The 3,094-nt window shown below is 72.1% G+C and carries 4 protein-coding genes; all 4 read right to left on the reverse strand.

Going from position 1 to position 3,094, the window contains the following annotated elements; all coding sequences use genetic code 11:
* Window positions 1-161: DUF1707 SHOCT-like domain-containing protein (locus H5J30_RS24075; protein ID WP_181789463.1), on the reverse strand; the 161-nt coding region annotated here is incomplete at its 3' end.
* 79 nt (window positions 162-240) lie between these two features.
* Entirely contained in the window at window positions 241-1,179 is a 939-nt protein-coding gene (locus H5J30_RS24080) for an ABC transporter ATP-binding protein (protein WP_181789464.1), read from the reverse strand.
* A gap of 33 nt (window positions 1,180-1,212) precedes the next feature.
* Complete coding sequence (locus H5J30_RS24085; protein WP_181789465.1) at window positions 1,213-2,028, reverse strand: ABC transporter permease; 816 nt, start codon at window positions 2,026-2,028, stop codon at window positions 1,213-1,215.
* Window positions 2,021-2,866, reverse strand: coding sequence for an ABC transporter permease (locus H5J30_RS24090; protein WP_181789466.1), 846 nt, complete (start codon window positions 2,864-2,866; stop codon window positions 2,021-2,023). Before H5J30_RS24090 ends, H5J30_RS24085 begins: the two co-directional genes overlap by 8 nt.
* Window positions 2,867-3,094: the final 228 nt, after the last annotated feature.

The raw sequence follows: 3,094 nt of genomic DNA on the forward strand, positions 1-3,094 counted from the left end.
AGCTGGGCGTAGGTCTTCGCCCGGTACGCCTCCTCCAGCCGCTCCTCGAACTCGTCCATGGCGAGCCGGCCCTCCGCCAGCGCGTCACGCAGGATGTCGGCGACCCGCTCCCGGTCGGCGTCCGAGGCACGCAGCTCCGGCAGGTGCTCATCGCTCGTCATGGCATCGAGCTTACGGCCCCGGCCACGACAGGACACGGGCTCCGGGCGCCGCTGCTCCAGCCCTCGCGCGGGCGGGCCGTCACGCGTACATGCGGGCGATGACGTCCTCGATGTCCGGCTCCCGCACCGAGAGGTCGACCAGCGGCCACCGCTCGGCCACCTCCGCGACGAGCGGCGCCGCGCTGGCCCCGGCGGGGAACGCGAGCCACTGCCGCGGGCCCTCCACCTTCACCGTGCGGCAGCCGGCGACGTCGATGGGCGGCAGTTCGCGCTCCAGGTCGATCACGAGCATCCGCTCGCTCTCGCCGACCGCGTGCAGCCCGTCGAGGTCGCCGTCGTACATCAGCCGGCCGTGGTCGATGACCATGACCCGTTTGCAGAGCTGCTCGATGTCGGACAGGTCGTGCGTGGTGAGCAGCACCGTCGTGCCGCGGTCCGCGTTCAGCTCGCGCAGGAACTCCCGCACCTTCGCCTTGCTCAGCACGTCGAGCCCGATCGTCGGCTCGTCCAGGTAGAGCACCTCGGGGTCGTGCAGCAGGGCGGCGGCGATGTCGCCGCGCATCCGCTGGCCGAGGGAGAGCTGCCGCACCGGCACCTCCAGCAGGTCGCCGAGGTCCAGGAGTTCGGTGCAGCGCGCCAGGTTCGCGTGGTAGCGGTCGTCGGGGATGCGGTACATGCGGCGCATCAGCCGGTACGAGTCGAGCAGCGGCAGGTCCCACCACAGGGTGGTGCGCTGGCCGAAGACGACGCCGATGCGCCGGGCCAGCCGCGTCCGCTCCCGCGCCGGGTCGATGCCGGCGACGCGCAGCCGGCCGGAGCTGGGCGTGAGGATGCCGGTGAGCATCTTGATGGTGGTGGACTTGCCCGCGCCGTTGGGGCCGATGTAGCCGACCATCTCGCCGCGGGGCACGGAGAAGCTGATGCCGCCGACGGCGCGCACCTCGTGCCGCGTACGGCGCAGCCGGCCCGCCCGGCGGCGTACGGCGAAGACCTTCCGCAGGTCCTCGACCTCGATCACGTGCTCCTCCTTCGCGTCGTGTGCACCGTCAGGTCAGCTCCCCGTGCTGCGGTATCCGCGCAGCCCCGTGCGCCACGCCAGCCCGGCCAGCGCGCAGCACGCGGCGGCGACGAGCGGCGAGGCGAAGTCCACCCAGCCGGGCAGGCCCAGCGGGTCGTCGCGGCCGAGGATGTGCAGGGCCGGCAGCCAGTTGACGAACGCCAGCGGCACGACGAACGTGACGCCGCGCACCAGCTCCTTGGTGAAGATCGTCGGCGGGTACTGCGTGAGCGTGTTGCCGCCGTACGTGAAGGAGTTCTGCACCTCCGCCGCGTCCGTGGCCCAGAACTGGAACGCCGCGCCGCAGGCGAACACCGCCCCGAAGATCGCCGCCCCCGACAGCACCATCACCGGGACCAGCAGCACCGAGACCGGCGTCCACGCCACGCCCTCCAGCGCCGTCAGCGACCAGACCAGCACGATCAGCCCCTGCAGCACCCGCCCGATCCGGCGCAGCGCGAAGCGGTCGGCGGCTATCTGCGCGAACACCGGCACCGGGCGGACCAGCAGCGTGTCCATCGTGCCGTCGCGGATCCGGCCGCCGATCCGGTCGAGGTTGCCCAGCAGCAGGTCGGCCAGGCCCAGGGACGTGGAGGTGGTGCCGTAGAGCAGCGCGACCTCGGCGAACGTGAAGCCGCCGAGCACGTCGGTGTGCGAGAACATGATCGCGATCGTGGCGAAGTCGGCGGCGGTCATCAGCAGGTTGCCGAGCGCGGTCATGGCGAACGACATGCGGTACGCCATCGTCGTACGCACCCACATGGCGACGATCAGCCCGTACCCCCGCGCCCCCGCGGCCAGGTCAGCCACCCTGGACCACCACCTTGCGGGTCGCGACCGCCTGCATCGCCCGCCCGGCGGCCAGCAGTGCCGCCCCCCACACCGCCTGGAACGCCAGCGCCCCGGCGAGGCCCGCGCCGGTGTGCCGGCCGAGCAGCACGTCGGCGGGGACCTGGAGCATCGCGGCCCACGGCAGCGCCTGCGCGATGTCGCCGAAGGCGCCGGGGAAGACCGTCAGCGGCAGCAGGGTGCCGGAAAGGAGCATCGCCACCAGCGCGTTGATCATGTTGATCCCCTGGCCGTCGAGGAGCCAGAACGCGGCGAGGCCGACCAGGTAGCGGATGGCGAAGCTCACCACGCAGCCCAGCGCCACGGAGAGCAGGAACAGCAGCCAGGTGTGCACCGCCGTGGGCAGCGCCAGCTCGAAGGCCAGCGCCCCCGCCGCCATCGGGACGATGCCGCGGCCGAGGAGCTGGAACGCGGCCCGGCCCATGTCGTGGGCGCACCACCAGAGCTGGAGGTCCGCGGGCCGGTAGAGGTCCACGGCCACGTCGCCGGAGCGGATGCGCTCCTGCAGCTCCTCCTGGAAGCCGAAGCCGAGGAGCGCGGCGGGCGCCAGCAGCGCCTGGCCGACCCAGACGAAGGTGAGCGCCTGCGCCTGGTCGTAGCCGCCGAGCTGCGGGCGCTCGTGCCACAGCGCGATGAAGGTGTACGCCAGGATGAAGCCGAAGACGGTGTTGGTGAAGACGCCGGCGGCGGTGGCCGCGCGGTACGTCGAGAACCGGCGGAAGCCGCCGGCCGCCACCAGCCCGTACAGCCGCAGCGCCTGCACGGCGGGCGCGTCCCGCAGTCCGTTCCACTCGCGCATGGCGCCTCCACCCCCCTCACCGGCCGCCCGAGCACAAAGGTGCCGACTCTAGTCCAGTCGGGTTGAGCCCTGCGACCGGTTATCCACACCTCCCGGATATCTGCATTCTTAATGACAAACTGCTCGCAAGTGTCATATCAGGCGACAGCACGAGCCCACGGACGGCAGATGAGCCACACGGAGATGCGACAGGGCACCCGGAGCTTCGGCCCCGAGGCGGAGCCGGAG

Source organism: Streptomyces phytophilus (assembly GCF_013870535.1).
Classification (GTDB): Bacteria; Actinomycetota; Actinomycetes; order Streptomycetales; family Streptomycetaceae; genus Streptomyces; species Streptomyces phytophilus.